Source organism: uncultured Olegusella sp., assembly GCF_947253395.1.
Taxonomy (GTDB): Bacteria; Actinomycetota; Coriobacteriia; order Coriobacteriales; family Atopobiaceae; genus Olegusella.
Genome location: NZ_CAMXYY010000130.1, coordinates 1 through 3,728 on the forward strand (window position 1 = coordinate 1; position 3,728 = coordinate 3,728).

Below are 3,728 nucleotides of genomic sequence, written 5' to 3' on the forward strand. Positions count from 1 at the left end.
AACCTTCCTGTTGAGCTGCACCTGCGTGATGGAGAAAACGATAGTTTGGGTCATGATCTAGCGCTTCAACTGCTTCGTAAAGAGGGTGTGCCGCAGGCAGGATGTAATCTGCATTGCTTTACGAGTGGTCCTGAAGTAATGAAACCTTTTGTTGAATTGGGCTGTCATATTGCCTTTGGTGGCGCTGCCACTTTTAAGCGTTCTGATGATATTCGGGCAGCGTTTCTTGCCTGTCCAGACGAGCTCATACTGTCTGAGACCGATTGTCCTTATATGGCACCAACTCCTTTGCGCGGTATGGAGTGTGAGCCTGCAATGATAGCTTTGACCATCGATTTTTTGGCTGAGCAACGTGAGCTTGCGGGCGTTTCTTCTCGCGAAGAAACGTATCGCAACTTTTGGTATAACGCTCATAAGTTCTTTGAACTTACGTCTTAGTTTTTAGGTATTGATAGTCTAGGGAGTGGGTATACCCCAAGCACTGGTCTTCCTCGTGTACTGCTTGTGCGCGAGGGAGTTGCCCTGCCTTGAGTTCATATCAAGAAAATCAGCTGTACAGTCTAGAACCTCATTTTTTACGTGACCATCTCATCGAGTTGCTGTGGCCTACTCGCTGTATTGTTTGTGATGTGCCAGGCCAGCTGCTTTGTGACCATTGTCGCCAGAAGCTCAAGTGGATACAACAACGCTATGCCTGTCCCATCTGTGGTAGTCCACATGGTTGGCTCACCTGTACAAACTGCGGAGCAGAAGCCCTCCGCAAAAGACGGGTGCAAAAAAATTCTGATACTGAGGGGGATCTTGTGCCCTATCACTGGGAAGCTCGTACGACTATCTCGGCATTGGAGTTTTCAGGTAGCGCTGCTTTGCTGGTAACCACACTAAAGGATTCTCATGAGTTGCGCTTGGCTCCCATTATCGCAGCCGTGATTGCCACAGCTCTTGATGAAGCGGCAAGCTGGGCGGCAGCAGATGGTTGTGTACGTTATGACTCTCAGGAGTTAGATGGAATCTGTTTTGTACCTGCTTCACCTTCAGCTTTTGTGCGTCGTGGGTTTGACCATATGGAACTTATTTCGCAGGCGCTTGCAGCTTTGTTGGGTCTGCCTGTGTATGACGTATTGCTACGCCATGAAAGTCGCGACCAGCGTGAGCTGGATAGACAGAGTCGTCTGCGCAACTTAGAAGGTTCGGTGGAGGTAATAGATGATGTAGCTGACGCTCGTCTATTGTTGGTAGATGATGTTATTACAACAGGGGCTACCCTGCGTGAAAGTACGCGTGTCCTGCTTGAGCGCGGCGCTGAATCGGTAACCGCGTGTTCTCTTGCGCGTGCATGGTAGGTAAGGGTAAGTAGCTGGTATAATATGTATTGTCTTTCCAGGTCTGTGGTTGCGGACGCAAATGGCTATGGTCTGTGCGTCTTAGTCCATGGCAGACGAGGCCAAAAGGATCCACGTAAGTTCGGATCGCGATCCGAGCGAGCATGGCTCGTCCTAGAGGTAAGCCGCACCGCCCGTCCTACTAGAGATATTCCGTCTCGCGGGCGAGAGAGTTTGTAGTGGGGGCATCGCGTAGCCCGAAGCGAAGATTCCTGTGCGCGAGTGTGGGGTCAAATACCAGGTCAGCTGGGGAGACGGTGTGTTTTTGAGTAAGCTCATAGTGGCTTTGAGAGGGTAGTGTATGGGGCGAAGTACAAAAAAGAAGCTCATTGGCCTTGTTTGTACCGTACTTATTTCGGGTTGTTTGATAGGCTGCAAAGCTCAACTTCCTTTTAAGCTTCCCTTTGAGTTACCAGACTTGTCTCACATTATTTCCCCAACCACAAAGCAGGGAAGTATTGCTGATGGCCTTGCTTCTCTCAAACGCAATGGTTCTGATTTGGCAGAACCTACTCTTCGCCAGACTAGTGTGCTCACCGTCGGTATCAACACCAATATCACGTCAGCGCCTTTTGTGCTTTCGACGCTGGGTGACGATACGGTTAAGGGCTACGGCATCGAGTTGGGCGAGGCGCTGGCCGATGAGTTGGGCTTAGACGTGCGCTTTGTGAACGTGAGTGATATTGATTCTGCTTGTGCCAATACCGTTGATATTGTGCTGGGCGTTTCAAAAGATGATGTCAAGAAATGCAGTATTGTTGGCCAGACCAATGAAGCAGCGCCCTCTTTCTTTTATCGCGGTGATGAGCGTGTGCTCGCAAAAAAAGAGCTGATGGGTAAGAGTTGTGGTTTGGTGGCAGGCAAATCTTCTGAGGTAACTCTTAGTCGTACCGATCTCAAGATGAATAAAAAAACTTTTGGTAATCTCAACGAAGCGTTCGATGCTCTTGATGCTGGTGAAGTGGAATATGTACTTTGTGATGCCTACGCTGGTGCTTTTCTTGCCAATCAGTACAAAGATATTCACTTTGCTGGGAGTCTGATAGCTCCTGTAAACCGTGGTATTGCTGTACTTTCTTCTAACAAGAGCCTCATTACTGAAATAGGACGTGCTCTTGAGACCCTTCAATCCAATGGCGTTGATACTGTCTTGCGCACGAGATGGTTGGGTAAATTTTCAGGTCTTAGTGCTAAGACGCAGATAGAGGGCATCAAAATTGTTGAGAAGAAAGAAGATGCCCCTGAGGTTGCCACCAATGCAGGTAGCGCCACAGCGCCTAAAAATACCGGTGATTCTGGCGACTCTCTTGATTACAGCGACTACAGCAATTACAACACGTATAACAACTATAACGAAGGTGGAAATGCTGGCGTTGCTGAGACCAATACTGAAGCCACAGGCGATGAGGAGGCCAGCTATAGCACAAATGACGGTGAAAGTGGCGCAGAAACAGTCACGCCCCAAGAGTAGCCGCTGGGCGGATTGTTGGTGATGCTTTGAGTAAGAGAGGGTATCAAAGCAATAGGGCAAAGCTTTTGAGCCCTCGTTTTATTGGACTACAACAAGGAGGCGCCAATGGTGGATATTAAGATTTCGGGACGCAAGGTTAGCGTCACGGACGCCATGCGCGATGCCGTTGAGGAAAAAATTGGTAATGCTCTCAAGGTGTTTGATATTCAGCCTATGAACTGCGATGTTGTACTGCGTGTGGACAAAAATCGCTCTAACCCTGAGCGTCGTGCCTGCGAGGTTACGGTTTTTGTTCGTGATACTGTCGTACGTGTTGTTGCTGAGGCCCAGGATATGTATGCGGCAATTGATGAAGCTGCTGACAAGGTAGCTCGTCAGCTGCGTCGCTATAAGACCCGTGTGGTTGATCGCCGTCAGCATGCAGGTCATGCTATGCCTCGTCCTCTGCCCACTTCTGTAGAGGACTTGGCAGATTTGATTGAGCCAAGTGAGGATGATGATCAGCTGGTACGTGAGAAGTACGTTGATCTCAAGCCTATGACCGAAGAACAGGCATTGGTGCAGACCGATTTGCTCGGCCACGATTTCTTTGTTTTTGAAAACGCAACAACAGGGCTTATAAATGTCATTTACCACCGCAACAATGGTGGTTATGGCATTATCAAGCCAAAAATAGAGGAGTACGATGAGCGAGCCTAGTTGCGAGAACGAACAGCCCATTGATATTCAGGAGGGCTCTGCTGCGAGCAGCGGGGCCCTTCCCCCACAACATGAGGACTGTGCGCCCGTTGCGGCTCCTCATGAACTAAGGCGTATTGGCAACGCATATCACAAAAAGCGTACTACGCGCATCATGGTAGATACCACCTCTGACT

4 protein-coding genes and 1 pseudogene are annotated in these 3,728 nt (G+C 49.2%); all 5 read left to right on the forward strand.

Annotated elements, in window-relative coordinates; genetic code table 11:
• On the forward strand, positions 1 to 438 hold a 438-nt coding region (locus tag Q0X25_RS07765; RefSeq protein ID WP_298580872.1), incomplete at its 5' end, for a TatD family hydrolase.
• An 89-nt stretch (positions 439 to 527) separates the two neighbouring features.
• Positions 528 to 1,343, forward strand: coding sequence for a ComF family protein (locus Q0X25_RS07770; protein WP_298580875.1), 816 nt, complete (start codon positions 528 to 530; stop codon positions 1,341 to 1,343).
• Between the two features lie 340 nt (positions 1,344 to 1,683).
• The gene (locus Q0X25_RS07775; protein WP_298580878.1) at positions 1,684 to 2,853 is read left to right on the forward strand and encodes an ABC transporter substrate-binding protein; all 1,170 of its coding nucleotides are present in this window, start codon (positions 1,684 to 1,686) and stop codon (positions 2,851 to 2,853) included.
• A 105-nt stretch (positions 2,854 to 2,958) separates the two neighbouring features.
• A complete protein-coding gene (gene raiA / locus Q0X25_RS07780) occupies positions 2,959 to 3,552 on the forward strand; it encodes a ribosome hibernation-promoting factor, HPF/YfiA family (protein WP_298580881.1) in 594 nt (197 codons plus the stop codon).
• Positions 3,539 to 3,728, forward strand: a pseudogene (locus Q0X25_RS07785) (hypothetical protein); the annotation flags it as partial. The gene raiA and the pseudogene Q0X25_RS07785, both read left to right, overlap by 14 nt.

Coding starts and splice junctions, on each gene's coding strand:
- raiA (WP_298580881.1), top strand. CDS start 2,959: ATGGTGGATATTAAGATTTCGGGACGCAAGGTTAGCGTCACGGACGCC.
- Q0X25_RS07775 (WP_298580878.1), top strand. CDS start 1,684: ATGGGGCGAAGTACAAAAAAGAAGCTCATTGGCCTTGTTTGTACCGTA.